General features: G+C 74.2%; 23 protein-coding genes and 5 tRNA genes. 19 read left to right on the top strand and 9 right to left on the bottom strand.

Annotated features, from left to right (window positions below; translation table 11 throughout):
• Positions 1-69 precede the first annotated feature (69 nt).
• The 8 genes from ACI2LW_RS16985 (at position 70) to ACI2LW_RS16950 (ending at position 3,904) form a co-directional block, all read left to right on the top strand.
• Entirely contained in the window at positions 70-855 is a 786-nt protein-coding gene (locus ACI2LW_RS16985) for a fumarylacetoacetate hydrolase family protein (RefSeq protein ID WP_404731977.1), read from the top strand.
• Positions 848-2,371 carry a glutamate--tRNA ligase gene (gene gltX / locus ACI2LW_RS16980; protein ID WP_404731976.1) on the top strand — a complete coding sequence of 508 codons (1,524 nt, stop codon included), beginning with the start codon at positions 848-850 and terminating at the stop codon, positions 2,369-2,371. Before ACI2LW_RS16985 ends, gltX begins: the two co-directional genes overlap by 8 nt.
• A gap of 228 nt (positions 2,372-2,599) precedes the next feature.
• Positions 2,600-3,334, top strand: a complete 735-nt coding sequence (locus ACI2LW_RS16975) for an HAD family hydrolase (protein ID WP_404731975.1) — start codon at positions 2,600-2,602, stop codon at positions 3,332-3,334.
• Positions 3,335-3,425: 91 nt separating this feature from the next.
• Positions 3,426-3,497 (top strand) — tRNA-Gln (locus ACI2LW_RS16970).
• A gap of 38 nt (positions 3,498-3,535) precedes the next feature.
• Positions 3,536-3,608, top strand: a tRNA-Glu gene (locus ACI2LW_RS16965).
• Positions 3,609-3,637: 29 nt separating this feature from the next.
• A tRNA-Glu gene (locus ACI2LW_RS16960) sits at positions 3,638-3,710 on the top strand.
• A gap of 21 nt (positions 3,711-3,731) precedes the next feature.
• Positions 3,732-3,803, top strand: a tRNA-Gln gene (locus ACI2LW_RS16955).
• 28 nt (positions 3,804-3,831) lie between these two features.
• A tRNA-Glu gene (locus tag ACI2LW_RS16950) sits at positions 3,832-3,904 on the top strand.
• 118 nt (positions 3,905-4,022) lie between these two features.
• Here the strand turns inward: ACI2LW_RS16950 and ACI2LW_RS16945 are convergent.
• Positions 4,023-4,667, bottom strand: a complete 645-nt coding sequence (locus tag ACI2LW_RS16945; protein WP_404731974.1) for a MerR family transcriptional regulator — start codon at positions 4,665-4,667, stop codon at positions 4,023-4,025.
• Between the two features lie 80 nt (positions 4,668-4,747).
• Here ACI2LW_RS16945 and ACI2LW_RS16940 point away from each other — a divergent pair, with 80 nt between their 5' ends.
• Positions 4,748-5,371, top strand: coding sequence for a DUF4188 domain-containing protein (locus ACI2LW_RS16940; protein ID WP_404731973.1), 624 nt, complete (start codon positions 4,748-4,750; stop codon positions 5,369-5,371).
• A gap of 737 nt (positions 5,372-6,108) precedes the next feature.
• On the opposite strand, the gene ndgR is transcribed toward ACI2LW_RS16940, so the two are convergent.
• Positions 6,109-6,825, bottom strand: a complete 717-nt coding sequence (gene ndgR / locus ACI2LW_RS16935) for an IclR family transcriptional regulator NdgR (protein ID WP_028425251.1) — start codon at positions 6,823-6,825, stop codon at positions 6,109-6,111.
• 186 nt (positions 6,826-7,011) lie between these two features.
• On the opposite strand from ndgR, the gene leuC reads away from it, so the two are divergent.
• From leuC to ACI2LW_RS16915, 4 genes are all read left to right on the top strand, one after another.
• A complete protein-coding gene (gene leuC / locus ACI2LW_RS16930) occupies positions 7,012-8,436 on the top strand; it encodes a 3-isopropylmalate dehydratase large subunit (RefSeq protein WP_404731972.1) in 1,425 nt (474 codons plus the stop codon).
• 6 nt (positions 8,437-8,442) lie between these two features.
• Positions 8,443-9,036 carry a 3-isopropylmalate dehydratase small subunit gene (gene leuD, locus ACI2LW_RS16925; protein ID WP_404731971.1) on the top strand — a complete coding sequence of 198 codons (594 nt, stop codon included), beginning with the start codon at positions 8,443-8,445 and terminating at the stop codon, positions 9,034-9,036.
• 306 nt (positions 9,037-9,342) lie between these two features.
• Positions 9,343-9,573, top strand: a complete 231-nt coding sequence (locus ACI2LW_RS16920; RefSeq protein ID WP_404731970.1) for a hypothetical protein — start codon at positions 9,343-9,345, stop codon at positions 9,571-9,573.
• Positions 9,574-9,709: 136 nt separating this feature from the next.
• Positions 9,710-10,348, top strand: a complete 639-nt coding sequence (locus ACI2LW_RS16915) for an HU family DNA-binding protein (RefSeq protein WP_404731969.1) — start codon at positions 9,710-9,712, stop codon at positions 10,346-10,348.
• A gap of 122 nt (positions 10,349-10,470) precedes the next feature.
• On the opposite strand, the gene ACI2LW_RS16910 is transcribed toward ACI2LW_RS16915, so the two are convergent.
• Both ACI2LW_RS16910 and cofC read right to left on the bottom strand, forming a co-directional pair.
• Entirely contained in the window at positions 10,471-10,674 is a 204-nt protein-coding gene (locus ACI2LW_RS16910; protein WP_404731968.1) for a hypothetical protein, read from the bottom strand.
• 9 nt (positions 10,675-10,683) lie between these two features.
• Positions 10,684-11,340: a 2-phospho-L-lactate guanylyltransferase gene (cofC, locus tag ACI2LW_RS16905; protein WP_404731967.1), complete on the bottom strand. Its 657-nt coding sequence runs from the start codon at positions 11,338-11,340 to the stop codon at positions 10,684-10,686.
• 153 nt (positions 11,341-11,493) lie between these two features.
• Between cofC and ACI2LW_RS16900 the strand changes: the two genes are divergently transcribed.
• Genes ACI2LW_RS16900 through ACI2LW_RS16890 form a run of 3 tightly spaced genes read left to right on the top strand, consistent with a single transcriptional unit; the run spans position 11,494 to position 14,547 of the window.
• On the top strand, positions 11,494-12,324 hold the full coding sequence (locus ACI2LW_RS16900; protein WP_404731966.1) for a lysophospholipid acyltransferase family protein: 831 nt from the start codon (positions 11,494-11,496) through the stop codon (positions 12,322-12,324).
• Complete coding sequence (locus ACI2LW_RS16895; RefSeq protein ID WP_404731965.1) at positions 12,321-13,331, top strand: NAD(P)H-dependent glycerol-3-phosphate dehydrogenase; 1,011 nt, start codon at positions 12,321-12,323, stop codon at positions 13,329-13,331. Before ACI2LW_RS16900 ends, ACI2LW_RS16895 begins: the two co-directional genes overlap by 4 nt.
• A 58-nt stretch (positions 13,332-13,389) precedes the next feature.
• Positions 13,390-14,547: a D-alanine--D-alanine ligase family protein gene (locus tag ACI2LW_RS16890; protein ID WP_404731964.1), complete on the top strand. Its 1,158-nt coding sequence runs from the start codon at positions 13,390-13,392 to the stop codon at positions 14,545-14,547.
• Positions 14,548-14,669: 122 nt separating this feature from the next.
• On the opposite strand, the gene ACI2LW_RS16885 is transcribed toward ACI2LW_RS16890, so the two are convergent.
• Both ACI2LW_RS16885 and ACI2LW_RS16880 read right to left on the bottom strand, forming a co-directional pair.
• Positions 14,670-15,149, bottom strand: a complete 480-nt coding sequence (locus tag ACI2LW_RS16885) for a DUF3515 domain-containing protein (RefSeq protein ID WP_404731963.1) — start codon at positions 15,147-15,149, stop codon at positions 14,670-14,672.
• Between the two features lie 20 nt (positions 15,150-15,169).
• Positions 15,170-15,403 (bottom strand): Lrp/AsnC family transcriptional regulator, encoded by a 234-nt coding sequence (locus tag ACI2LW_RS16880; protein ID WP_028802415.1) that lies wholly within the window; start codon positions 15,401-15,403, stop codon positions 15,170-15,172.
• 206 nt (positions 15,404-15,609) lie between these two features.
• Between ACI2LW_RS16880 and ACI2LW_RS16875 the strand changes: the two genes are divergently transcribed.
• On the top strand, positions 15,610-16,575 hold the full coding sequence (locus ACI2LW_RS16875) for a thiamine-phosphate kinase (RefSeq protein WP_404731962.1): 966 nt from the start codon (positions 15,610-15,612) through the stop codon (positions 16,573-16,575).
• Positions 16,572-17,390, top strand: a complete 819-nt coding sequence (gene thiD / locus ACI2LW_RS16870; protein WP_404731961.1) for a bifunctional hydroxymethylpyrimidine kinase/phosphomethylpyrimidine kinase — start codon at positions 16,572-16,574, stop codon at positions 17,388-17,390. The genes ACI2LW_RS16875 and thiD overlap by 4 nt, the downstream gene beginning before the upstream one ends.
• A 160-nt stretch (positions 17,391-17,550) precedes the next feature.
• Here the strand turns inward: thiD and rpmB are convergent, their stop codons facing one another.
• A complete protein-coding gene (gene rpmB / locus ACI2LW_RS16865; RefSeq protein WP_003993230.1) occupies positions 17,551-17,736 on the bottom strand; it encodes a 50S ribosomal protein L28 in 186 nt (61 codons plus the stop codon).
• Positions 17,737-18,005: 269 nt separating this feature from the next.
• On the opposite strand from rpmB, the gene ACI2LW_RS16860 reads away from it, so the two are divergent.
• Positions 18,006-19,907, top strand: coding sequence for a DAK2 domain-containing protein (locus tag ACI2LW_RS16860; RefSeq protein WP_404731960.1), 1,902 nt, complete (start codon positions 18,006-18,008; stop codon positions 19,905-19,907).
• A gap of 968 nt (positions 19,908-20,875) precedes the next feature.
• On the opposite strand, the gene ACI2LW_RS16855 is transcribed toward ACI2LW_RS16860, so the two are convergent.
• Positions 20,876-23,881, bottom strand: a complete 3,006-nt coding sequence (locus tag ACI2LW_RS16855; protein ID WP_404731959.1) for a tetratricopeptide repeat protein — start codon at positions 23,879-23,881, stop codon at positions 20,876-20,878.
• Positions 23,878-25,728 carry an HSP90 family protein gene (locus ACI2LW_RS16850; RefSeq protein WP_404731958.1) on the bottom strand — a complete coding sequence of 617 codons (1,851 nt, stop codon included), beginning with the start codon at positions 25,726-25,728 and terminating at the stop codon, positions 23,878-23,880. Before ACI2LW_RS16850 ends, ACI2LW_RS16855 begins: the two co-directional genes overlap by 4 nt.
• Positions 25,729-25,793: the final 65 nt, after the last annotated feature.

Here is a 25,793-nt window from a genome sequence, read left to right as displayed (position 1 = left end):
CCGGGGCCCCCGCCGCGTTAGCCTGGAGCGTCAGACCCGACTCACATCAGTCAAGGGGCCAAGCATCCCGTGCGCATCGCCAGGTTCTCCATCGACGGCAACGTCGCCTTCGGCGCGGTCGAGGGCGACAAGCCGGACGAGCTCGTCCTGGACATCATCAAGGGCATCCCGTTCGCGGACTTCGAGCTCTCCGGCACCAAGGTGCCGCTGAGCAAGGTAAGGCTGCTGCCGCCGGTGCTCCCCAACAAGGTCGTGGCCTTCGGCCGCAACTACGCCGAGCACGCCCGCGAACTGGGCAACGAGGTGCCCGACGCGCCGTTCGCCTTCTTCAAGCCCTCCACCTCCGTCATCGGCCCCGGCGACGAGATCGCCTACCCCTCCTTCTCCGAGGAACTGCACCATGAGGCCGAGCTGGCCGTGGTCATCGGCCGGATGTGCCGCGAGGTCCCGCGCGAGCGCGTCAAGGACGTGATCTTCGGCTACACCTGCGCCAACGACGTCACCGCCCGCGACGTCCAGCGGCGCGAGAAGCAGTGGGCCCGGGCCAAGGGCTTCGACACCTCCTGCCCGCTGGGCCCCTGGGTGGAGACGGACATCGGCCTCGCGGCCGCGTCCGACCTGACCATCCAGCTCACCGTCAACGGCGAGCAGCGGCAGCTGGGCCGCACCAGCGAGATGATCCACCCCATCGAGGACCTGATCGTCAACATCTCCGAGGCCATGACGCTGCTCCCCGGCGACGTGATCCTCACGGGCACCCCGGCAGGGGTCGGCCCCCTCAACGTCGGCGACGAGGTCGCCGTCACCATCGAAGGCATCGGCACTCTCACCAACAAGGTTGTCAAGCGTGGCTAGCGCATCCTCCCCCAAGCCCCCGGCTTCGTCCGGGCAGGGGGTTCCCGCATCTTCCGTACGCGTCCGTTTCTGCCCCTCGCCCACCGGCAACCCCCACGTGGGCCTGGTCCGCACCGCCCTGTTCAACTGGGCGTTCGCCCGGCACCACCAGGGCACCCTGGTGTTCCGCATCGAGGACACCGACGCGGCCCGCGACTCCGAGGAGTCCTACCAGCAGCTGCTCGAGGCGATGCGCTGGCTGGGCTTCGACTGGGACGAGGGGCCGGAGGTCGGCGGTCCGCACGCGCCGTACCGCCAGTCGCAGCGCATGGACATCTACCAGGACGTCGCCCGGAAGCTGCTCGACGCCGGCCACGCCTACCACTGCTACTGCTCCCAGGAGGAGCTGGACAGCCGCCGCGAGGCCGCCCGCGCCGCAGGCCGGCCGTCCGGCTACGACGGCCACTGCCGCGACCTGACCGCCGCCCAGGTCGAGGAGTACAAGGCCCAGGGCCGCGCCCCGATCGTCCGCTTCCGCATGCCCGACGAGGCGATCACCTTCACGGACCTGGTCCGCGGCGAGATCACCTACCTCCCGGAGAACGTCCCGGACTACGGCATCGTCCGCGCCAACGGCGCCCCGCTGTACACCCTGGTCAACCCGGTCGACGACGCCCTGATGGAGATCACCCACGTCCTGCGCGGCGAGGACCTGCTCTCCTCCACCCCGCGCCAGATCGCCCTGTACAAGGCGCTGACCGAGCTGGGGATCGCCAAGGGCACGCCCGAGTTCGGCCACTTGCCGTACGTGATGGGCGAGGGCAACAAGAAGCTGTCCAAGCGCGACCCGCAGTCCTCGCTGAACCTCTACCGCGAGCGCGGCTTCCTGCCCGAGGGCCTGCTCAACTACCTCTCCCTGCTCGGCTGGTCGCTCTCCGCCGACCGGGACGTCTTCTCGGTCGAGGAGATGGTCGCGGCCTTCGACATCAGGGACGTGAATCCGAACCCGGCGCGCTTCGACCTGAAGAAGTGCGAGGCGATCAACGCCGACCACATCCGGATGCTGGACGTGAAGGACTTCACCGAGCGCTGCGCGCCGTGGCTGAAGGCCCCCTTCGCGCCCTGGGCCCCGGAGGACTTCGACGAGGCCAAGTGGCAGGCGATCGCGCCGCACGCGCAGACCCGCCTGAAGGTCCTGTCGGAGATCACGGACAACGTCGACTTCCTGTTCCTGCCGGAGCCGGTCATGGACGAGGCGAGCTGGCAGAAGGCCATGAAGGAGGGCTCCGACGCCCTGCTGCGCACGGCCCGCGAGAAGCTCGAGGCGGCCGACTGGACCTCGGCGGAGTCCCTGAAGGAGGCCGTCCTGGCCGCCGGCGAGGCGCACGGCCTCAAGCTCGGCAAGGCCCAGGCCCCGGTCCGCGTCGCCGTCACCGGCCGCACCGTCGGCCTGCCCCTGTTCGAGTCCCTGCAGATCCTGGGCAAGGAGAAGACCCTGAAGAGGATCGACGCGGCGCTGGCGAAGCTGGCCGCGTAGCCGGTCGCACCCCACCCGCCGAGGGGCGGCACCCGGACCTCCGGGCGCCGCCCCTTTCCCGTGCGCCGTAGCGGGCTCCCTGCCGCGCGCCGTCCGCCGCCCGCCCGCCCGCGTGCGTCCGCCCGCGCGCCGCGCGCCGTCCGCCGCCCGCGCGCCGTCCGCTCCCGGCCGCGGCCCGGGGGCGCGCAAGGCGGCCCGCGCGCCACGCTCCGGCGTTACCGTCTGGGTATGACGATCGCAGCCGTCCTGTGGGACGTCGACGACACCCTCTTCGACTACACCACCGCCGACCGCACCGGCATGCGCGCGCACCTGGTCGCCGAGGGGCTGCTGGAGGGGTACGGGACCGTGGAGGAGGCCCTGGCCCACTGGCGGCGGATCACCGACGAGCAGTGGGCGCGGTTCTCGGCCGGGGAGGCCACCTTCGACGGGCAGCGGCGCGACCGGGTGCGGGTCTTCCTGGACCGGCCGGAGCTGACCGACGCGGAGGCGGACGCCTGGTTCGAGCGCTACCTGGGGCACTACGAGGCCGCCTGGGCCCTCTTCCCCGACGTGCTGCCCGCCCTGGACGCCCTCTCCGCCACCCACCGGCACGCGGTGCTGTCCAACTCCAGCGCCCACGTCCAGGAGCGCAAGCTGCGCGTGCTCGGGGTGCGCGACCGCTTCGAGGCCCTGCTGTGCGCGGCGGAACTCGGGGTGTCCAAGCCGGAGCCCCGGGCCTTCCACGCGGCCTGCGACGTCCTGGAACTCGCCCCGCACCAGGTGGCGTACGTCGGCGATCATCCGGAGATCGACGCGCGGGGCGCCGCGGAGGCCGGCCTGATGGCGGTGTGGATCGACCGTGACGGGGTGCACACCGGCGGCCCGGCGGGCCCCGGGCCGCACCGGATCGCCAGCCTCGCCGAACTGCCCGCCGTCCTCGGCGCGGATAGTCGTTTTGGAGCCCCGTCCACCTTCGGGTAATGTTCTTCCTGCGCCGCGGGGAGCGGGCCGGAAGCCCCGAGCCCTCAGGCGCAGTACTAGAACAAGGACCCCTCAGGGGCTTGCGTTCCAGTGGCCTATGGTGTAATTGGCAGCACGACTGATTCTGGTTCAGTTAGTCTTGGTTCGAGTCCAGGTAGGCCAGCTCGCAGAGCTCATCTGCACCGCGGATCACATCCGCAAGCCCCCGTTGTGTAGCGGCCTAGCACGCTGCCCTCTCAAGGCAGTAGCGCCGGTTCGAATCCGGTCGGGGGTACGGATTCCGGGAGCGATTCCGGGATCAAGGCCCCCGTTGTGTAGCGGCCTAGCACGCCGCCCTCTCAAGGCGGTAGCGCCGGTTCGAATCCGGTCGGGGGTACTGACTGGTCTAAACCATCATTGGTCTATGGTGTAATTGGCAGCACGACTGATTCTGGTTCAGTTAGTCTTGGTTCGAGTCCAGGTAGACCAGCTCGGACCTGCGGAAACGCAGGGTCCACGCCCCCGTTGTGTAGCGGCCTAGCACGCCGCCCTCTCAAGGCGGTAGCGCCGGTTCGAATCCGGTCGGGGGTACGACGTCGGAAGGGCCCTCCCTCGGGAGGGCCCTTCGGCGTTCCCGCGCCGGCGCTCCTGCGCCGACATCCCCACGCCGATGTCCCCGCGCGTGCTCGCCGGGTGCTCGCCGGTGTGCTCACTCGAAGCCGTAGCGCCGCGCCGACTCCTCCTCCTGCGCCAGCCGGCGCAGGGCGAGCAGCAGCGGCTCGGCGAGGACCGTGCCGAGCACGGCGATCTCCACCCGCTCCGCCTCCGTGGGGCGCGTCTCCACGAAGTCCAGGTCCAGCACGGCGGCCCGGTGCATCAACCGCGCGTACGGCGCCATCCGTTCGGCACCCCAGCCGTGGCCGAGCCGCAGGAACGCCGCCACCGCCACCACCAGGGAGCGGTAGGCGGGGGAGATGGTCACCAGCGCCTGGGCGTTGGACCAGCCCAGCGTCTCCAGCAGCGCGTCCACCTCGTGCCGCGCGGCCCGCACGTGCTCGTCCTCCGCGTCCGGCTCCGGCACCTGCGGCAGCGCCCACAGGGCCGCCCCCATCCGGATCGTGCGGCCCAGGGAGTCGTCGTCCACGTGCCCCAGCACCTCGCGGACGGTGGCCACCGGCAGCCGTCCCACCTGGATCAGCGCGCGCACCAGCCGCAGCCGCCGCAGATGCTCCTCGTCGTACTCGGCGGTCGTCGCGTTGACCTGGCGGCCCGGGGCCAACAGCCCCTCCCGCAGGTAGTACTTGATCGTCGCGGTGGACACACCGCTGCGCTCGCTCAGCTCGGCCAGCCGCATCCCTTGCGCCCTCCTTCGGATACCGGCACTATCCAAGCATGCGACGCTTGGACAGCGCCGCTCACCCAGGGAGGGACGACATGGCCGCGAACCGGATCGTGTCCGGCCGCACCACCGCGGACGCCGAGGGCGACGTCGTGGTCCTGCTGATCGGCATGCGCGTCAACCGCTTCTGGGCGGTGCACCAGTGGGTGCCGGTGATGCTCGCGATGTTCCGGATGCTCGCCGAACTGGCCAGGGCCCCCGAGCGCGGGCTGCTCGGCCGCGTCCTGCTGACGGCGTCGCCGCGCACGTACTACGTCGTGCAGTACTGGGAGTCCAAGGAGAAGCTCTACGCCTACGCGAGCGCGCCCGACGCCTTCCACCACCGGGTGTGGGCGCTGATCAACCGCAGGGAGCGGGCGGGGAAGGTGCGCGGCCACGTGGGCATCTGGCACGAGACGTACGTGGTCCCCGAGGGCCGCTACGAGGCGATCTACGGCGACATGCCGCCCTTCGGCCTCGCGGCGGCGCACGGCCAGGTGCCGCTGGAGCGCCGCGGCCGCACCGCGAAGGACCGCTTCGCCCACCGCTCGACGGCGGTCCCTGCTGACCCTGCGGCCCCGGGTGCCCCGGCCGTCCCGGAAGCCCCGGCCGGCCCTGCAACACCGGCGGCCCCCACGACCCCGCCGGCCCCCGCGGCCCCGTCCCGGCAGTCCGGCTGAACGAGGACGGGAACCGCGTCCGGCCCCGTACCCGCGCCGGGCGGGGGTCGACTCCGGCCCGCACGCGAGGCGCGGCCCTGGCGGTCCACCGCGCCGGGCGCGGACTCGGGAAGGGCCCGCAGGCCGAGGACCGGACTCGCGGAGGCCGGTGCCGGCGTACGGGGAGCCCAGGGAAAAGGTGAAGGGGAGGGGCAGGGGGCGGGCCGGTCGGGGCGCCGGTGACCCGGCTGCGTGGTGACTGCCGGCCGCGTGGTGACCCGGACCGCGTGGTGACCCGGACCGCGTGGTGACCGGGACCGCCTGGTGACCCGGACCAACGTGCCGGTCGGTGTCCCTGCGTGCTCGGTGTCCGTACTGCCGTCGTGTCGGTACGGCGATCGGCGCACCCGTGGCGCCGTGCGCGGCACCGGCCGGGGCGCTGCATGCGCGGCGCGGGTCCGCGGTCGTGCCCGCGGCCGGGGCGCGGGGGCACGGGGCACTGCGCGCGGGGCCGGGCGCGGGGAAGAGGGGACGGCCGTCCCGCGCCCCGCGCAGGCATGGGCGGGCATGGGCGGGCGCGAAGGGGCGGTACGGACCCGCGGACCGGCGCGAAGCGGCCCCACGGGCCCGGACCCGGCACGAAGCGGCGCCCGGCACGAAGCGGCGCCCGGCACGGGTGAGGTGCCGGGCGCCGGAGGGCGGGACCGGGGAGGGCGCGCCGCGGCGTTGAGGCGGCTCTCCCCGGTGGTGGACGGGGTTCAGCCGGAGCGGCGCAGCGCCTCGGAGAGGCGCGCGGCGGCGTCGATGACGGCCTGCGCGTGCATACGGCCGGGGTGGCGGGTCAGGCGCTCGATGGGGCCGGAGACGGAGACGGCGGCGACCACGCGGTTGGAGGGGCCGCGCACCGGCGCGGACACGGACGCCACGCCCGGCTCGCGCTCGCCGATCGACTGCGCCCAGCCGCGCCGCCGTACGCCGGACAGGGCCGTCGCCGTGAAACGGGCGCCCTGGAGCCCGCGGTGGAGCCGCTCCGGCTCCTCCCAGGCCATCAGGACCTGCGCCGAGGAGCCCGCCTTCATCGTCAGCGTCGAGCCGACCGGGACCGTGTCCCGCAGGCCGGACAGACGCTCCGCCGCGGCGACGCAGATACGCATGTCGCCCTGGCGGCGGTAGAGCTGCGCGCTCTCGCCCGTGACGTCACGGAGGTGGGTGAGCACCGGCCCGGCGGTCGCGAGGAGCCGGTCCTCACCGGCCGCCGCGGCCAGTTCCGCCAGGCGCGGGCCGAGAATGAACCGGCCCTGCATGTCGCGCGCCACCATGCGGTGGTGTTCCAGGGCCACGGCCAGCCGGTGAGCCGTGGGCCGTGCCAGTCCGGTCGCCGCGACCAGACCCGCGAGGGTGGCCGGACCGGACTCCAGGGCGCTCAGGACAAGGGCTGCCTTGTCCAGAACGCCGACGCCGCTACTGTTGTCCATGAAACGATACTCGCGTCTCACTCTGTGAAACGCAAGTTCAATTTTCCGTGGAACACGCCACCCTTGTAGGCACAGCGGCCCGTGGACCGGCGGGCCCGGCGGCGGACGTCCGGCTGGGGGGTGCGGGCGTCGCTTCCTCAAGATCTCTAGTTGGGTCGGCACTTCGTGCCGGCCGGAGGGAAAGCGATGGGTAGGACACTCGCGGAGAAGGTCTGGGACGACCATGTCGTCCGGCGCGCCGAGGGCGAGCCCGACCTCCTCTTCATCGATCTGCACCTGCTGCACGAGGTGACCAGCCCCCAGGCCTTCGACGGCCTCCGCAAGAGCGGGCGCGGTGTGCGCCGGCTCGACCTGACCATCGCCACCGAGGATCACAACACCCCGACCCTGGACATCGACAAGCCGATCGCGGACCCGGTCTCCCGCGCCCAGCTGGAGACGCTGCGCAAGAACTGCGCCGACTTCGGGGTGCGGCTGCACCCGCTGGGCGACGTCGAGCAGGGCGTGGTGCACGTGGTCGGCCCCCAGCTGGGCCTGACCCAGCCGGGCACCACCGTCGTGTGCGGCGACTCGCACACCTCCACGCACGGCGCGTTCGGCGCGCTGGCGTTCGGCATCGGCACCTCCCAGGTCGAGCACGTGCTGGCCACCCAGACGCTGCCGATGGCCCGCCCGAAGACCATGGCGATCACGGTCGACGGCGAGCTGCCCGCGGGCGTCACCGCCAAGGACCTGATCCTCGCGATCATCGCGCGGATCGGCACCGGCGGCGGCCAGGGCTACATCCTGGAGTACCGCGGCCCGGCCATCGAGAAGCTGTCGATGGAGGCCCGGATGACCATCTGCAACATGTCGATCGAGGCCGGCGCCCGCGCGGGCATGATCGCCCCCGACGAGACCACCTTCGAATACCTCAAGGGCCGCCCGCACGCCCCCCAGGGCGAGGACTGGGACGCCGCGGTCGCGTACTGGAAGACCCTCAGGAGCGACGAGGACGCCGAGTTCGACGCGGAGGTCGTCATCGACGCCGCCGAGCTGTCCCCGTTCGTCACCTGGGGCACCAACCCCGGCCAGGGCGCGCCGCTTTCGGCGTCCGTCCCCGACCCGGCTTCGTACGAAGACGCCTCGGAGCGGCTGGCCGCCGAAAAGGCCCTGGAGTACATGGGGTTGGAGGCCGGGCAGCCGCTGCGCTCCATCACCGTGGACACCGTCTTCGTAGGGTCGTGCACCAACGGCCGCATCGAGGACCTGCGCGCCGCCGCCGCGGTTCTGAAGGACCGCAAAGTCGCCGACGGCGTACGGATGCTGGTCGTGCCCGGCTCCGCGCGGGTGGGGCTGCAGGCCGTCTCCGAGGGCCTGGACGTGGTCTTCAAGGAGGCCGGCGCCGAATGGCGGCACGCGGGCTGCTCGATGTGCCTGGGCATGAACCCCGACCAGCTGGCCCCCGGCGAGCGTTCCGCCTCCACCTCCAACCGCAACTTCGAGGGCCGGCAGGGCAAGGGCGGCCGTACCCACCTGGTCTCCCCGCAGGTCGCCGCCGCCACCGCGGTCCTGGGCCACCTCGCCTCCCCGGCCGACCTGACCGACGCCCCCACGCCCGCTGGAGTCTGAAAGATCATGGAAGCCTTCACCACCCACACCGGCCGGGCCGTGCCGCTGCGCCGCTCCAACGTCGACACCGACCAGATCATCCCCGCCCACTGGCTCAAGAAGGTCACCCGCGACGGGTTCGAGGACGGGCTGTTCGAGGCCTGGCGCAAGGACCCCGCCTTCGTCCTCAACCGCCCCGAGCGGCAGGGCGCCACCGTGCTGGTCGCCGGACCCGACTTCGGCACCGGCTCCTCCCGCGAGCACGCCGTGTGGGCCCTGCAGAACTACGGCTTCAAGACCGTGATCTCCTCGCGCTTCGCCGACATCTTCCGCGGCAACTCGCTGAAGAACGGGCTGCTCACGGTGGTCCTGGAGCAGAAGACCGTGGACGCCCTGTGGGAGCTGACCGAGCGGGACCCGCAGGCTGAGATCACCGTCGACCTGGTCGCCCGCGAGGTACGCGCGGAGGGGATCACCGCCTCCTTCGAGCTGGACGAGAACTCCCGCTGGCGGCTGCTGAACGGCCTGGACGACATCTCCATCACCCTGCGGAACGAGGCCGACATCGCCGCGTACGAGGCCCGGCGCCCGTCGTTCAAGCCGCGCACCCTGCCGGTCTGATCCCGCCCGGCGGCCGTTGATCGACTGCCGGGCGGGCCCGCCCCTCCGGCGGCCTGGCAAGTCGAGTTTCGGCCACCGTGGAACCCGCTGTACCCCCGATCGCCACGATCGGGGGTACAGCCGTTTTCCGGGCCGTTCGCCGCGGCGCGCCGCCGTGCGCGGAGCCAATTCCCCACGTTAGGACGGTTGTTGCCGGGGTACGCGAGTCGCGGGGCCCCGGCCGCGGGGCGCCCCCGCGACGCCGCCGGAGGCGGCGAGTTGCCCCCTGCGCAGGCGACAACTCGCCCCAGATGGCACAATCTGTGCATGGACAACGACGGCCAACTCGAGCTCTATGCGGCGGTCGCGGCCCAACTCAAGGAAGCGCACTCCCGGGTGCGCGCACTGCAAGTCCCGGAGGGCGTACGGATGGCGCTGACCCGGAAGCTGCTGGTCATTACGGCCGCGGCCAAGCACGATCTCGCCGGTGCGACAAGGCGTCTGGAGCGGTTCACGGCGGACCTCGACGAGGGCCGAATCCCCGGCGAGGAAGGCTGAACACCCCGGGGCCGTCGAGTCGGTTGCGGCACAAGGGTGATTAGCCCGTTTCGTGTTTGATTTGCGGTATATATCTGCCTAACGTGCGAAAAAGCTTGAACAGTTTCGTTCTGGCAAGGTCTCCGAAGGGGAAGACGTGAACAAGGCGCAGCTCGTAGAAGCGATTGCCGACAAGATGGGCGGCCGGCAGCAGGCCGCCGACGCCGTCGACGCGGTACTGGACGCCATCGTCCGCGCGGTCGTCGGGGGAGACCGGGTCTCGGTCACCGGCTTCGGGTCCTTCGAGAAGGTGGACCGCCCCGCCCGCTACGCCCGCAACCCGCAGACGGGCGAGCGGGTGCGGGTGAAGAAGACCTCCGTTCCCCGCTTCCGGGCCGGCCAGGGCTTCAAGGACCTGGTGAGCGGCTCCAAGAAGCTCCCCAAGAACGACATCGCGGTCAAGAAGGCCCCCAAGGGCAGCCTGTCCGGCCCGCCCGCCACCATCGCCAAGGCCGTCGGGAAGAAGGCCGCCGCGAAGAAGACCACCGCGGCGGCGAAGAAGACGGCGGCCAAGAAGACCACCGGAGCGGCGAAGAAGACCACCGCCAAGAAGACCACGGCGACCGCGAAGAAGACCCCGGCCGCCGCGAAGAAGACGACGGCCACGAAGGCCGCCGCCAAGAAGACCGCGGCCAAGAAGGCCCCGGCGAAGAAGGCCACGGCCAAGAAGGCCCCCGCCAAGAAGTCGACCGCCCGCAAGACCACCGCGAAGAAGACCACCGCCCGCGGCAAGTAGCGGCACAGCGGTACTCACGCGCAGGGCCGGGCCCCCCAGGGAGCCCGGCCCGCGGCGTGTCCGCCTCCAGGGGACGGTCCGGCCCCCTCAGAGGGTCTTCTCAGAAGGCCTGGAAGGTCTCCTCAGAAGGTCTGCAGCGTCACCAGGGTGATCCGCAGACCGCTTCCCTCGCCCTCGGTCTCGATCCGCACCCGCTGTCCCGGGCGCAGCAGCCGCAGACCGCCCGCCTCGAACGCCGGCGCGTCGAAGGGCACCGGGGTGCCGTCGTCCAGCAGCACCTGCCCGCTGCGGCTTTCGGGGTCGTACGTGTATGCGGTCGCCTGCATGACGGCAGCCTACTGCCCGCCGCCCGCCCGCCCCCCGCCGCTCGGCAGCCGGGCCACCGCGGCCGCCGTCCACGCCCCCACCCCGAGGGCCAGCGCCGCCCGCAGATCGTCGCCGGTGTCCACGTCCTGGCGCACCGAGTCCACCGCGCCGAGCCGGAGTTCCACCGCCCCCGAGCCCCGGTGCCGGTTCCGGGAGGCGATACCGAAAGCGGGCCGCAATTCCCGCCCGCCGGCCGCCGACAGCAACGTCGTGCCCACTCCCGCCGCGTCCGCCAGAAAAGCCCGCGGGAATTCGGCCGCCGCATCCAGGACCCGCGCCAATTCCAGGGGCCGTAGCGCCGGGAGATCGGCGTTCAGCGCCGCCACGGGACTTTCGGGACGCGACGCCCGCACGGTCGCCGCCCCGTGCGCCAGCGCGGCGTTCAGTCCCGCGCGCGGTTCGTCCGGCACGATCCGGGCGCCCAGCGCCGCCAGCCGCCGCCCGGCCGGCCCGTCGTCCGTGACGACCGCCACACCCGTGACCCCGGGGCAGGCCAGCGCCGCCGCCACGGTGTCCTGCGCGAAGGCGAGGGCGAGGCCCGGCCGTACCCCCTCCCCGGCGGTGTCCGCCAGCCTGCTCTTGGCCCGGGCCAGGGGCTTCAGGGGAATGACCAAGGTCCACTGCACGGGCGTACGTCCCTTCCTCGTCGCGGACATTCTCCCCGGGCCGGCCGGTGCCGCTCAGGTCGGGGCGTACCGTGTTCTCGACAGACAGGCGGCCTGGGGCGACACTTGTGCGGCCCCCGGTCCAGGTGGCAGCCCTAGAGGAAGGTGTCCCGCGTGCCCCGCCGCAGAATCGGCTTCTGGTACCGCTTCGCAGCGGTGATCTGCAAACCGCCGCTGGTGGTTCTGATCAAGCGGGACTGGCGTGGAATGGAGAACATTCCGGCCGACGGCGGATTTATCACCGTGGTGAACCACAATTCGCACATCGACCCGTTCGCCTATGCCCACTTTCAGTACAACACCGGGCGCGTGCCGCGATTTCTCGCGAAGAGCGGCCTTTTCAAGAAGGGATTCGTGGGCGCCGCGATGCGCGGCACCGGCCAGATCCCCGTCTACCGCGAGAGCACGGACGCGCTGAGCGCCTTCCGCGCCGCCATCGACGCCGTGGAGCGCGGCGAGTGCGTCGCCTTCTACCCCGAGGGCACCCTGACCCGCGACCCGAACGGCTGGCCGATGACCGGCAAGACGGGCGCGGCGCGCGTGGCCCTGCAGACCAAGTGCCCGGTGATCCCGGTCGCCCAGTGGGGCGCCAACGAACTGCTGCCGCCCTACGCGAAGAAGCCCCACCTGCTGCCCCGCAAGACCCACCACGTGCTGGCCGGCCCGCCCGTGGACCTGTCCCGCTTCTACGACCGGGAGATGACCCCGGAGCTGCTCAAGGAGGCGACCGAGGTCATCATGGCGGCCATCACCCGGCAGCTGGAGCGGATCCGCGGCGAGAAGGCGCCCGCCGTGCCCTACGACCCGCGCCGGGAGCGGATCGAGCAGCGCCGCCGGACCGAGGCGCAGAACCGGGCCCGCCGCCAGGGCGCGGGCGACGGCGCCGGGCTGCCACAGCAGCAGGCCGTGCCGGGGGCCGTACAGGAAGAGGGGCAGGGCACGTGAGCGAGCCGGTCAGGGCGGCCGTCTTCGGAACGGGATCGTGGGGCACCGCCTTCGGCATGGTCCTCGCCGACGCGGGCTGCGAGGTGACGCTGTGGGCCCGCCGCCCCGAACTCGCCGACGCTGTCAACTCCACCCGCACCAACCCCGACTATCTGCCCGGCGTCGAACTCCCGCAGAACCTGCGGGCCACCGCCGACGCCGCCGAGGCCGCCCGCGGCGCCGACTTCACCGTCCTCGCCGTCCCCTCGCAGACGCTGCGCGGCAACCTCGCCGAGTGGACCCCCCTGCTGGCGCCCGGCACGGTCCTCGTCTCCCTGATGAAGGGCGTCGAACTCGGCTCCGCGATGCGGATGAGCGAGGTCATCGAGGACGTCGCCAAGGTGCCCGCCGAGCGCGTCGCCGTGGTCACCGGACCCAACCTGGCCCGGGAGATCGCCGCCCGGATGCCGGCCGCCGCCGTGGTGGCCTGCGCCGACGAGGCGGTCGCCCAGCGGCTTCAGGCCGTCAGCCACACCCCCTACTTCCGCCCCTACACCAACACCGACGTGGTCGGCTGCGAGCTGGGCGGCGCCGTGAAGAACGTGATCGGGCTGGCCGTGGGCATCGCGGACGGCATGGGCCTCGGCGACAACGCCAAGGGCTCGCTCATCACCCGCGGGCTCGCCGAGACCACCCGGCTCGGCATGGCGCTCGGCGCCGACCCGCTGACCTTCTCCGGACTCGCCGGCCTCGGCGACCTCGTCGCCACCTGCTCCTCGCCGCTGTCGCGCAACCACACCTTCGGCACCAACCTGGGCAGGGGCATGACCCTGGAGGAGACCATCGCGGTCACCAAACAGACCGCCGAGGGCGTCAAGTCCTGCGAGTCGGTGCTGGATCTGGCCCGCCGGCACGGTGTCGACATGCCCATCACGGAGACGGTCGTCCACATCGTGCACGAGGGCAAGTCCCCGGTGGTCGCCGTGAAGGAGCTGATGTCGCGCAGCGCGAAGCCCGAGCGACGCTGAGCGACCCGCGTCCGCGACGCTGTCTCCCGGTTCTGCCAGCAGGTACTCTCATCGCGATATGAGCACCGAGAACCTCCCCCAGAGCCCCGAGCAGCCGCCGCGCAAGCCCCGCGTGGCCGTCGTGTTCGGCGGGCGCAGCTCCGAACACGGGATCTCCGTGGTCACCGCCGGCGCGGTGCTGCGCGCCATCGACCGGACCAAGTACGAGGTGCTGCCGATCGGCATCACCCGGGACGGGCGCTGGGCGCTCACCGCCGACGAGCCGGAGCGCATGGCGATCACCGACCGCCGCACGCCCAGCGTCGAGGAGCTCGCCGAGTCCGGCGAGGGCGGCGTGGTGCTCCCCGTCGACCCGGCCAGCCGCGAAGTCGTCTACAGCGAGCCGGGTTCGGTGCCCAAGGCGCTGGGCGAGGTCGACGTCGTCTTCCCGGTGCTGCACGGCCCCTACGGCGAGGACGGCACCCTCCAGGGCCTGCTGGAGCTTTCCGGGGTGCCCTACGTCGGCTCCGGCGTGCTCGCCTCGGCGGTCGGCCAGGACAAGGAGTACATGAAGCGGGTGTTCACCTCCTTCGGGCTGAAGGTCGGCCCGTACGTGGTGATCCGGCCGCGCGAGTGGGAGCGGGACGAGGCGGGCGCCCGCAGGAAGGTCGCCGGACTCGCCGCCGAGCACGGCTGGCCGCTGTTCGTGAAGCCCGCCCGCGCGGGCTCCTCCATCGGCATCACCAAGGTGGAGGACCCCTCCGGTCTGGAGGAGGCGATCGAGGAGGCCCGGCGGCACGACCCCAAGGTCCTCGTGGAGGCCGCGCTGCGCGGCCGTGAGATCGAGTGCGGGGTACTGGAGTTCGAGGACGGCCCGCGGGCCTCCGTGCCGGCCGAGATCCCGCCGCCCGAGACGCACGCCTACTACGACTTCGAGGCCAAGTACATCGACTCCACCCCCGGCATCGTGCCCGCCCCGCTCACCGAGGAGGAGACGGCCGAGGTGCGGCGGCTCGCGGTGGACGCCTTCGAGGCGGCCTCCTGCGAGGGCCTGGTGCGCGCGGACTTCTTCCTCACCGAGGACGGCGAGTTCGTGATCAACGAGATCAACACCATGCCCGGCTTCACCCCCATCTCGATGTACCCGCAGATGTGGCAGGCGACGGGGATCGGTTACGGCGAACTCGTCGACCGGCTCCTCCAGGCGGCCCTGCGCCGCCCGACCGGCCTGCGCTGAGTTCCGGCCTGCGCTGAGTCCCGGCCTGCGCCGAGGACCGCGCGCCGGAACACCACCGCTGCCGGAAGGTTCCTGCGCACGGCGCGGAGTTCCGCGGCGGCGGAGTTCCGGCGCCGCCGGGCTCAGGCGATCCCTTCGGGGATCGCCTTCTTCACCGCCCCGGCCAGGTCCACCAGCGGCGCCACCCCGTCCTCGGTACGGCCGGCGGGGAGGGTGACCTCGACATACGCCCTGCGCAGCGTGGTGGTGAAGCGGAACGAGCCGTCCTCCCGCTTCTCCAGCAGCCATCCGACGCCGTTCACCTCCGCGCCGTCCGCCTCCGGATCCGCCATCCTCGCGGGCCGTTCCACGCCGCAGCGCAGTATGATCGCCGGGCTTCCCCAGCCCGCGGTCAGCGCGGAGGCGGGCCGCGGGTCCCGACGGTCCAGTCCGTCCACCGTCCGCGGCAGCGCCCGGTCGAGGTTCCGGCACAGCCCGGCCACCGCCGCGTCCGGACTGGGAACCGCGGCGGTGGCGCTGTCGTCGCTTGAGGAGCAGCCCGCGGCGCCGAACAGCAGGGCGAGCAGGGGCAGACCGAGGAGCCGGTGACGGAGGAAGCTCACCGGCCCAGGGTAGACGGGGGCTACAGATGCACGACGGGGCAGGTCAGGGTGCGCGTGATGCCGTCCACTTGCTGGACCTTCGCGACCACCATCCGTCCCAGCTCGTCCACGGTGTCCGCCTGGGCCCGCACGATGACGTCGTACGGTCCCGTCACGTCCTCGGCCTGGATCACCCCAGGGATCTTGCTGATCGTCTCGGCGACGGTCGACGCCTTGCCGACCTCCGTCTGGATCAGGATGTACGCCTGTACCACGGAACCTCCAGGGCGGCCACGAGGATCATGTGGGGAAAAGGAACGCCACGGTATCGCGTCGCCGCACGCCGCGGGGAGACCCGCGAAGGCCGTGACGCGCGTGCCGGGGTGCAGGTAGGACAGAAGTTGACGGTCACGACGACCGTAACGAGGACCGCGTGCACGCGCGACCGGGAACGGACAGGTACAGAAGGGGCGCAAGGGCAATGAAGGGCACTGTTGGTGAGCTCGGGGAGTTCGGGCTCATCAGGGAGCTCACCTCCCGTCTCACCACCACCCCGGCGGTCCGGGTCGGCCCCGGCGACGACGCCGCGGTGGTCGCCGCCCCGGACCGCAGGGTCGTGGCGAGCACCGACATACTCGTGGAGGGGCGGCACTTCCGCCGGGACTGGTCCACGGCCTACGACGTGGGCCGCAAGGCCGCCGCCCAGAACCTGGCGGACATCGCCGCCATGGGCGCGGTGCCGACCGCGCTGCTGCTCGGCCTGGTCGTCCCCGCCGAGCTGCCCGTCACCTGGCCCACCGAGCTGATGGACGGCCTGCGCGACGAGTGCCAGGTCGCCGGCGCCTGTGTGGTGGGCGGCGACGTGGTCCGCGGCGACACCATCACCGTGTCGATCACGGCCCTGGGGGATCTGCGCAACCACGAGCCGGTCACCCGCGCCGGCGCCCAGCCCGGCGACCTCGTGGCCGTCACCGGCTGGCTGGGCTGGTCCGCCGCCGGGTACGCGGTGCTCTCCCGCGGCTTCCGCTCCCCGCGCGCCTTCGTCGAGGCCCACCGCCGCCCCGAACCGCCCTACCACGCGGGCCCCGCCGCGGCCGGGCTGGGCGCCACCGCGATGTGCGACGTCAGCGACGGGCTGATCGCCGACCTCGGGCACATCGCGGAGGCCAGCAAGGTCCGCATCGACATCCGCTCCGGCGCCATCGACATCCCCTCGCAGATGAACGACATCGGGCAGGCCGTGGGCGTCGACCCGCTCCAGTGGGTGCTCACCGGCGGTGAGGACCACGCGATCGTGGCGACCTTCCCGCCGGACGTGAAGCTGCCGGCCCGCTGGAAGGTGATCGGCGAGGTGCTCAACCCCTCGGCGCTGCCGCAGGTCACGGTCGACGGGGCGCCGTGGACCAGCAAGGGCGGCTGGGACCACTTCGGGGACATCGAGTCGTGAGCCCCGCGCCCGCCCGGGTCCTGACGGTCGCGGGCTCGGACTCCGGCGGCGGCGCCGGCGTCCAGGCGGACCTGAAGACCATGCTCGCGCTGGGGGTGCACGGCATGAGCGTGATCACCGCGGTGACCGCGCAGAACTCCCTGGGCGTGCAGGGCGTCTGGGAGCTGCCGGCGGACGCGGTGCGCGCCCAGTACCGCAGCGTCGTCGACGACATCGGCGTGCAGGCGGTCAAGACCGGCATGCTGTCCTCGGCGGAACTGGTCGAGGAGGTGGCCGGGTTGCTCGCCGGGACGGACGCGCCCGCGGTCGTGGACCCGGTCGGCGTCTCCAAGCACGGCGACCCGCTGCTGGCGGCGTCCGCCCTGGACGCCGTGCGCACCCGGCTGCTTCCGGCGGCGACCGTCGCCACCCCCAACCTCGACGAGGTGGCCCAGCTCACCGGCGTACGGGTGGTCCGCGAGGAGCAGCTGCGCGAGGCGGCGCGGGCCGTACTGGCGTACGGCCCGACGTGGGTGCTCGTCAAGGGCGGCCACCTGCCCGCCCGGGAGGACCGGGCCGGCCCCGGCGAGGCCGTCGACCTGCTGACCGACGGCGCCGAGGAGCACTGGCTGCGCGCCCCGCGACACGACAACCGGCACACCCACGGCACGGGCTGCACCCTCGCCTCGGCGATCGCCGCGCACCTCGCGCGGGGGCTTGCGGTGCCGGAGGCCGTGGCGGCGGCCAAGCGCTACGTCACCGGGGCGATCGCGGCCGGCTTCGCGCTCGGCGGCGGGATCGGACCGGTGCACCACGGCTGGACGTTCCGCGACTGAGAGCGGACCGGCCGCGGGTGGCCGGCCGTGGGCCCGGCGGGGCGGGCGCGCCGTCCCTCCGGCGACGTGCGCGGGTACGGCAGAAAGCCGGTCCACCCCGAGGTGGACCGGCTTGGTGCAGCGAACCAGCGGTGGCCGCGCGCTTAGCTGTTGCTGTGCGTCAGCGCGAGACCTTGCCGGCCTTGATGCACGAGGTGCAGGCGTTCACGCGCTTCGGCGTCCCGCCGACCACGGTACGCACACGCTGGATGTTGGGGTTCCAGCGACGGGACGTACGGCGGTGCGAGTGCGAGATGTTGTTGCCGAAGCCCGGCCCCTTGCCGCAGACGTCGCAGTTGGCAGCCACGGGTCACTCCAAAGACTTCAGATGCACTTACGGTGGATCCCGGCATGCCGGGATCCGGAACCCGGGCTTCAGGAGCGTCCGGGGTCCGAGTGGCGGTGCCAGGGGGAAAGCCCGATCGGATCGGGCAACCGGAGCAGCATACAACGGCTGCGCCCGTACAGCGAAACTACCATGGTGGCCGCGGGACCCGCTCCCGCCCTCTTCCGGCGCGCACGGCTCCTGGGTCTACGCTGCGTCCAGTCCAGCAGCCGCAGCTCAGGGAGGCGCAGGTGGCCCAGGTGCCGCAGACGTTCGACGCGCTGGCGGTGCGCACCTGGTGCGGTCTGGCACTGCGGGCGCTGGGACGCGCCCGCGAGGAGATCGACGCGATCAACGTCTATCCCGTGGCCGACGGGGACACCGGCACCAATCTGTATCTGACCGTGGAGTCCGCCGTCGCGGCCGTGGAGGCGGTGTTCGCCGCCCACGAGCTGGACGGCGCCGCCGACGGCAGCGACGACGGCGGCGCGACGGGCGCCCCGCGGGAGAGCGGCGGCACGGCGGACGGCGGCGTCCTCGGCGGCCCCTCCCTGGCGGACGCCGCGCGGGCCATGGCGCACGGGGCGCTCATCGGGGCCCGGGGCAACTCCGGGACGATCCTCGCCCAGCTGCTGCGGGGCATGGCGCAGGTGTTCGCCGGCGACGAGGCCGGCGCCCGCACCGACGGGCACGGCCTGCGGCTCGCGCTGCGGCGCGCGGCCGACTCCGCCCGGCAGGCCGTGGCGCACCCGGTCGAGGGAACCGTCCTGTCGGTCGCCTCGGCCGCCGCCGACGCGGCCACCGGAGCCGAGGGCGACTGCGCGGCGGTGGCGCGGGCGGCCTACGAGGGAGCGCGCGCGGCGCTCGCCGCGACCCCCGGGCAGCTGGCGGTCCTTCAGCGGGCCGGGGTGGTCGACGCGGGCGGGCGGGGCCTGGTGGCGGTGCTCGCGGCGCTGGTGGAGACGTTCACCGGACGGACGCCGCCCGCGGGACCGGTCGCCTCGGCGACGGGCGCGGCGGCGCGGGGGGAGCGGCCCGGCGTCCCCCACGCGCGGGTGGAGCCCGGCGGGCGGCCGCCCGTGCCCGCCGGTGAGCGGCGCGCGGAGGCGCACGAGGGGTACGAGGGGGACGCGCGGCCCGGTGAGGTGCCGGCGGCGTCCGGTGGGCACGGACGGCCCGCGGGCTGCGGTGAGCCGGAGGCGCCGGGCGCCTGCGGACCGTCCGGGAGCGGACCCGCCTTCGAGGTGACCTACCTGCTGGAGGCCGGGGACACGGCCGTGGCCAGGCTGCGGGAGCGGCTCGACGCGCTCGGGGACTCGCTCGTCGTGGTCGGCGGCGACGGCCTGTGGAACGTGCATGTGCACGTCGACGACGCGGGCGCCGCCGTGGAGGCGGGCGTCGAGGCCGGGCGGCCGTACCGGATCCGCATCACCCACTTCGGCGCCGGCGACGTGCACACCGCCGGCGCCGGCCGGCCGCCCCGCGAGCGGGCCCAGCGCGCCGTGGTGGCCGTCGTCCCCGGCGAGGGACTGGCGGCGCTGTGCACCGAGGCGGGGGCGACCACGGTGCTGGCCCGCCCCGGGGAGCCGCCCGCGAGCGGCGAGCTCGTCGAGGCCGTACGGCGGGCCCACGCCCACGAGGTGGTTCTGCTGCCCAACGACCCCGAGCTGCACGACACCGCCGCGGCGGCGGCCGAGCAGGCCCGCGGGGAAGGCGTGCGCGTCGCCCTCATCCCGACCCGCTCGGCGGTCCAGGGCATCGCCGCGCTCGCGGTGCACGAGCCCGGCCGCCGCTTCGACGAGGACGTGGTCGCCATGACCTCGGCGGCCGGCGCCACCCGCCACGGCGAGGTCACCGTCGCCGAGCACCGCTCCTGGACGACGGCCGGCATCTGCCAGGCCGGCGACGTCCTCGGCCTCATCGACGGCGACGTGGCCGTGATCGGCTCGGAGGTGGCGGCCACCGCCGCCACCGTCCTGGACCGCATGCTCGCGGCCGGCGGTGAACTGGTGACCCTGGTCCTCGCCGACCGGACGCCCGCCGAGGTCGCCGACCACCTCCAGGCCCGGGTCCGCGAGTCCTACCTGGCCGTGGACACCGTGGTCTACCACGGCGGCCGGCAGAAACCCCTGCTCCTCATCGGCGTGGAGTAACCCCCGCCCCCCGCCCCGCGACCGCCCCTGGCCCGCGACCGCCGCCGTCCGGTGACGGCCGCCGGCCCGCGACCGACGCCCGGCCTGCGCTCGACCCCGGCCTGCGCTCGACCCCGGCCCGCGCTCACCCCGGCCCGTGACCGACCCCGGCCTGCGCTCGACCCCGGCCTGTGCTCGACCCCGGCCTGTGCTCGACCCCGGCCTGCGATCGACGTCGGCCCGTGACCGACGCCCGGCCTGCGCTCGACCCCGGCCTGCGCTCGACGCCCGGCCCGCGCCCGCCGCCGTCCGGTGACCACCTTCCGGCCCGTGACCGACCCCGGCCCGCCAGAGCGCCTGGGCTGCCACGCTGACTGGCTCTCCACGGCGCACGGCAGCCGCCGGGCCTTCGCACACGGCCGTTCCCGTCCGCGCGTGCGGTGGGGGCGGCTGGTGGAGGTGCTGTTGCGTCGGCCGGGTGGCCTGGCTCGGCCTCCGGGTGGCTGACCGTGGGGTCGGCGCCGGTGCCGGTGCGGTCGTGCGCCCGGCGTCGGTGGTCCGCCGTGCGCCGGTTCGTCAGGCGGCCAGTAGTCGCCGGGCGTGCGTGTGCGCGGGCCTCCGAGCGCGGCCGTTCCCGTCCGCGCGGGCGGTGGGGGCGGCTCGTGCGGGTGCCGTCGCGTCGGCGGGGCGGTCCGGACCGGCTTCCGGCCGGCCGACGGCGAGCTCGGCGCCGATGTCGGCGTCCAGCCCTTGCACTGGTCCTTCACGGCGGCCAGTAGTGGCCGGGCCTGCGTGTGCCGGGGTCTGCGTGTGCCGGGCGCTGTCCGGGCCGTCGCCGTCCGCGCGGGCGGTGGGGGCGGCCCGGGCGTGTGCCGTCGCGTCGGCGGGGCGGCTTGGCTCGGTCTCCGGCCGGCCGTCGGCGGGTTGGGCGCCGGTGCCGATCCGGTGGTGCGCCGGCGCCGGCGCGGTCCCTGCGCCGGCGCCGGTGCTCAGCCCTGGGCCCCGTCCGTCACGGCGGCCAGTAGCCGTCGGGCCTCCGCGCGCCGGGTGCCGGCCGGGCCGTTCTCGTCGTCCGGGGCGTCCGCGCAGGCGGTGAGGACGGCCCGGGCGCGTGCCGCCGCCTCGGCGGGGCGGCCCAGTTCGGCCTCCAGCCGGGCGGCGGCGAGTTCGGCGCCGGTGCGGTCGTGCACCGCGTCCGGCCCGAGCCGCGCGAACGCGGCGACCGCCCGCTCCGTCCAGGACAGCGCCTCCTCCAGCGCGGCGACCCGTGCCGCGTCCCCGGGGTCCTGTGCCGCCTCCTGCGGCTCCTCCGCGTCCCCGGGGCCGTCCAGCGTGGCCGAGCGGGCGATCAGGTCGCCGAACTGCTGGTGGCTGTGGCCGAGTTCGGCGACCAGCCGGCGCCGTGCCTCCGCGTCGGCGGCCTCCTCCAGCGCCGTCTCGCACTCCCGCACCGCGCCCGCCATCAGCTCCCGCGCCGCGTCCACGCCCGCCTCGCCGCGCAGGGCGAGCCAGGCGCGGGCGCGCTGGGCACGGACCAGCCCGTGCACACTGCCCAGGGAGCGCCACAGCTCGCCCGCGCGCGCGTAGGCCCCGTCCGCCTCGGCGAGCAGCCCCGCCCGGCCGAGCGACTCGGCGGCGAGGTGCGCGAGGGTCGCGTGGTCCTGCTGCTCCGGCCAGTGCCGGGCGATCTCGGCGGCCTCCAGGCGCCGTTCGGCCGCCGCGCGGTGCTCCCCGAGCTCGCTCAGGCAGTCACCGAGCCACCACTGCGTCTGCACCACCGCCCCGTCGCCGTGCGTCCCGGCGGACAGGTCGGCCAGCGCCGACTCCAGCACCTCGGCCGCCTCGGCCCACCGCCCCAGCCGCAGCAGCAGCCCGCCGAGCTGCTGGCGCGCCCAGGCCCCGAGCCCTCGTCCCTCGCCCGCCTCGTCGGCCCAGTGCGCCGCCTCCAGGGCGTGCCCCGCGGCCTCCTCGGCCCGTCCGGTGCCGCCGAGCACCTCCGCGAGCTGGAGGTGCAGCTGCGCCCGGCCCACGGGCTCCAGGTGCTCCCCGCCGTGCTCCAGGGCCGCCCGCAGCGCCCGCTCGGCCCGGTCCGGCTCGCCCAGCCCGTGCGCGAGGGCGGCCAGCCGGGCCTCGTACTCCACCGCGAACCACGGCAGCCCCGCCCGCGCGTACTCCTCGGCGGCCCGCTCGAACAGCGCGGCGGCCCGGCCGGGGTCCCCGGACCGCGCGGCGATCTCCGCGAGCATGGCCCGCGCCTCGGCCGACCGCGACTTCAGCCGCACGTCGTCCCCGGTGCGGCCCTCCACGAGCGCCAGCACCTCGTGCGCCGCGTCCCCGGCGGCGGCCCGGGCCCCGGGGGCCACCGGCCCGTCCGCCTCGTGCACCGGCCGCATCAGGATCCGTGCCCGCGCCATCACCACGGACGCCGTCTGCGGCAGCCCGGTGCCGCCCTCGGCGTACAGCGCGCGGACGCGCTCGTACGGCCCGGCGACGGCCGCGAGCGCCCCGTCCACGTCACCCGTCAGCGCCCGTACGTACGCCGCCCGCGCGTGCGCGGCCAGCGCCTCCCCGGGGTCGCCCGCCTCGGCGTACAGCGCGGCGGCCCGCTCGAACAGCGCGGCGCCCCCGGGACCGGCGACCATCGCCTCGTGGTCGGCGATCTCCGCCCGGTCCCGGGCGTCCAGTTCCACGCCCTGAGCGGCCCGGGCCACCGCCGCCCACGCCTCCACCGCCTCCGGCCGGAGCGTGTCCGACAGTCGCCGCGCCCGCGCCAGCAGCTCCTCCAGCCCGTCCGGCCCGGTGGGCCCGGCCGGCCCGCCGTCCTGCGCGGCCGGTACGGCGGCGGGCCGCACCGGGGCGGTGGGCCCGGCCGCGGCCGGGCGCCCGCTGCGCACGCCCAGCGGCAGCCGGTCCACCAGCGGACGCCGGGCCATGCGCGCGCGGGTCCGCTCGCTCACATGGGTGGTGCCGTTGCGCGCGTCGAAGCGGGCGGCCAGCGCCTCGGCCTCGGCGCGCGCGTGCGCGGCCAGCTCGCCGGCCGTCCACGAGCGCCCGGCCGGCCCGGGCACCGGCCGCCCGGCCATGCCCAGCTCGGCCAGCCGGTCCATCAGCAGGGCCACCACGGCCAGGAAGTCCAGCTTGCTGCGCGGCTGCCCGGAGTCGGTGAAGTACGCCGGACGCTCGGCCAGGAGCTCCAGGGCGCGCGCCTCGTTCCCGCTCAGCGCGCAGAACTCCACGTGGTCGGCGTACGCGGCGCGCATGCTCTCCATCGGCCGCACCAGGCGCAGGCCCCGCAGATGGTGGGCGCGCGCCTCGTCCGGGCGGCCCAGCCGCAGCAGCGGCAGCAGGGAGGCGGCCAGCACGGCGTGCGGCTCGTGGGCGCAGGAGAACTCGCCCTCCAGCACCGGCCGCCACAGTTCGAGCGCCTCGGCGTCCCGGCCGCGCTCGGCCTGCCACCAGCCCTGCGCGTGCAGCTCGCACGCGTGGCAGTCGGCCATGCGGTCCCGGTCGGCGGCCAGCCACGCCGCGTACGCCCGCTCCGCCCGCCCGATGTCCCCGATGTGCGCGGCGACGCTGAACTCGCAGCTGCGCACGGCCCGTTCGGTGTACCCGGCGAGCCGGTGGCGGTGCTCCATCTCACCCAGCCACTTCTCCACGGAGGCCAGCGGGATGTGCGGCTGGTCCAGCATGCCGGCCGACATCCACTTGAACACCCAGTGCAGCGTGTGGGCCTCGTACTCGTCGAAGTCCTCGGGGTGTTCGTCCCACAGGCGCAGCAGCCGCGCGAAGGGCACGAACATCTTGTCCTTCTCGGAGCTGTAGTTGTAGACCTTCAGCTGGTGCCCGAGCGCCTCGATCACGGCGAGCGGGATGTTCAGCCGCTCGGCCTCGGCGAGCAGGTGCTCCGCGCGCGCGTTGCGGGCGGGACCCTCCGGCCGCGCGCCGTTCTCGGCCATCGCCCGGCGCAGTGCGTCGAAGTCCGTGATGCCGGTCACCGTCGGCCGTCCTCCCCGTGAGTGGCCCACTCCAGCAGGCCGATGAACGCCCGGTTCAGCAGCGCCGAGTCGGCCGGCCGCAGCGGGCGCTGCGCCATCAGCAGCGCCTGCCCGTACAGCGACTCGGTCGCGGTGCCGATCAGCTCCGGGTCGGCGAGCGAACTGATCCTGCGGACCAGCGGGTTGAGATGGTTGAGCACCAGACGCGCGCGGGGCGCGCCGCCCCGCAGCGAGCCGAGGATGCCCGCCCACAGGTCGTCGGCCTGCGCCTCGGCCTCCGCGCGGGCCTGCTCGTGCCGCGCCGCCCGGTCGTCCAGGTGCAGCGCGGGCACCGACAGCGGGTGGAAGGCGCGCAGCGACACGTCGCAGCCCAGCGGGTCCAGGGCGGCCCGCGCCGCCGCGAGGAAGCCCGACAGGGCCAGTTCCTCGGCGGGGTCGACGTCGTCCAGGTGCGCGGTGACCGTGTCCGCGTCCAGTTCGGCGACCACCGTCCCCGGGCGCACCGACGGCAGCGCCTCGACCAGTTCGCTGTCGTACGTGTAGCCGCCGTTGACGACGCCGACGCCCTGCGCGGCGGCGATCGGCGCGACCTGCCGGTACTCCTCGACCGTCCGGGTGAAGTGCACCACCGCGTGGCGCTGCGCGAACTCCTCCAGGGACACCCGCCCGTCGGTGGTCTCGAAGGGCAGCCACGGCAGCATGGTGCGCAGCATCTCCGGGTCGTGCCGCGCCAGCGACTTCACCCCGAGGTGGTGCACCGACAGGAACGCGGCCAGCCGCTGCGGGTCGCCGGCCGCCAGAGAGGTCAGCCAGGAGCGGATCCGCTCGCCCAGCGCCTCGCGCACACCGGCCAGCGTCTCGTCCTCGTACAGCGCCTCCCGCGAGGCCGTCGGGCGCAGGCTGTCGGTGTCGAGCACGCAGCGCACGAAGAACGCCCAGTCGGGCAGCAGCTGTTCGGCCCGCTCGGTCAGCAGCATGCCCTTCAGGTGCACGCGGTGACCCGCCCGCTGCGCGGGGCTGACCGCCGACGGCAGCACGTACGCCACCCCGCGGACCCCCGCCAGCGGCACGTCCAGGTCGATCGAGTCCAGCGGGGTGAACCCGAACAGCGCGTGGCAGTGCCGGGCCAGCGCGACCCGGCGGGCCGCGGGGGAGGGGTGGGGACGGTCCCAGGGCGCGGGCAGTGCTGTGACGGCCTCCTCGCCGACCCGGACGTCGTACGGCAGCAGCGAGCCGAAGTCCCGTGCCAGCGCGAGCACCCGCTCCTCGGCGAGCCACTCGCCCGCCCCGGCCCGCGCCGTCAGGTGCACGGTGGTGCCCGGCTCCGGACGGGCGTCGTCCGGCAGGGTGCGCACGGTGTACGAGCCGTCGTCGCGCGCCGTCCACTCCACGGGCGGCGCACCGGGCGTCCGCGCGCTGCGGCTGACCACCCGGATCCGCTCCGCGACCACGAAGCAGGCCAGCAGGCCGATGCCGAACTGCCCGAGGAAGCCGGAGCGGGTCTCCTGCAGCCCCTCGGCGCGCTTGGAGCTGCGGCCGATGGTCGCCAGCAGTTCGTGCAGGTCGGACTCGGTGAGGCCGACTCCGGTGTCCTCCACGCGCAGGGTCGTGCCGTCGGCGTGCAACCGCACCCGGGCCGGCGCGCCGGGATCCTCGGCCCGGCGGGCGGTGATGGCGTCCACGGCGTTCTGCAGCAGCTCGCGCAGATAGACCTTCGGACTGGAGTACAGGTGGTGCGAGAGCAGGTCCACCAGGCCGCGAAGGTCGACCTGGAAGGTGTGGGCGGGACGGGAGGCGGAGGCTGATGACTGTGATGCCTGTGATGGCTGTGAGGTCTGGGAGTCCATCGTCGCAGCGCCGGTGGGGGGACTTCGGGACGGCGCGGGGTAGGGCGGTCCCGAGGTGGGGGCGG

Origin of the sequence: Streptomyces sp. NPDC004065, from assembly GCF_044903565.1 — a bacterium.
Lineage (GTDB): Bacteria > Actinomycetota > Actinomycetes > Streptomycetales > Streptomycetaceae > Streptomyces.
Note: the sequence above shows the minus strand (reverse complement) of the source record. Positions and strands in the feature narration are given on the sequence as shown.

Bases quoted from the DNA above. Each gene is read 5' to 3' on its own strand.
- leuC (WP_404731972.1), top strand. From the start codon at position 7,012: ATGGGTAGGACACTCGCGGAGAAGGTCTGGGACGACCATGTCGTCCGG.
- ACI2LW_RS16850 (WP_404731958.1), bottom strand. From the start codon at position 25,728: ATGGACTCCCAGACCTCACAGCCATCACAGGCATCACAGTCATCAGCC.
- ACI2LW_RS16975 (WP_404731975.1), top strand. From the start codon at position 2,600: ATGACGATCGCAGCCGTCCTGTGGGACGTCGACGACACCCTCTTCGAC.
- leuD (WP_404731971.1), top strand. From the start codon at position 8,443: ATGGAAGCCTTCACCACCCACACCGGCCGGGCCGTGCCGCTGCGCCGC.
- ACI2LW_RS16875 (WP_404731962.1), top strand. From the start codon at position 15,610: ATGAAGGGCACTGTTGGTGAGCTCGGGGAGTTCGGGCTCATCAGGGAG.
- ACI2LW_RS16890 (WP_404731964.1), top strand. From the start codon at position 13,390: ATGAGCACCGAGAACCTCCCCCAGAGCCCCGAGCAGCCGCCGCGCAAG.
- ACI2LW_RS16940 (WP_404731973.1), top strand. From the start codon at position 4,748: ATGGCCGCGAACCGGATCGTGTCCGGCCGCACCACCGCGGACGCCGAG.
- ndgR (WP_028425251.1), bottom strand. From the start codon at position 6,825: ATGGACAACAGTAGCGGCGTCGGCGTTCTGGACAAGGCAGCCCTTGTC.
- ACI2LW_RS16920 (WP_404731970.1), top strand. From the start codon at position 9,343: ATGGACAACGACGGCCAACTCGAGCTCTATGCGGCGGTCGCGGCCCAA.
- ACI2LW_RS16945 (WP_404731974.1), bottom strand. From the start codon at position 4,667: ATGCGGCTGGCCGAGCTGAGCGAGCGCAGCGGTGTGTCCACCGCGACG.
- ACI2LW_RS16910 (WP_404731968.1), bottom strand. From the start codon at position 10,674: ATGCAGGCGACCGCATACACGTACGACCCCGAAAGCCGCAGCGGGCAG.